The sequence below is a fragment of the Corynebacterium sp. HMSC078H07 genome, from assembly GCF_001812805.1.
GTDB lineage: Bacteria > Actinomycetota > Actinomycetes > Mycobacteriales > Mycobacteriaceae > Corynebacterium.
The window spans coordinates 1-226 of the sequence record NZ_KV810483.1; the positions used below are offsets into that span (position 1 = coordinate 1).

1 pseudogene is annotated in these 226 nt (G+C 49.6%); it reads right to left on the reverse strand.

The window, feature by feature from the left end:
- Positions 1-226 (reverse strand): annotated as a pseudogene (locus HMPREF2875_RS13825) (HNH endonuclease); the annotation flags it as partial.

Here is a 226-nt window from a genome sequence, read left to right on the forward strand (position 1 = left end):
AACTCCTCAAGCCGAAGAACCCCCATCACATTCTTCGCCACCTGCCTTGCCGTCTTAGCAGTCTTGACCGAAAGCTTCATCACCTCACTATCAGAATCAGCCTCCAAAGCCGGAAGATTATGTAACCAGAACTCATACTCCGCACGCCGCAGAAACATCCCCGCAACACATACCGGATCATCAGGATTCGAATGAGAAAAATACGCCAACGGAACAGAAGAAGAAG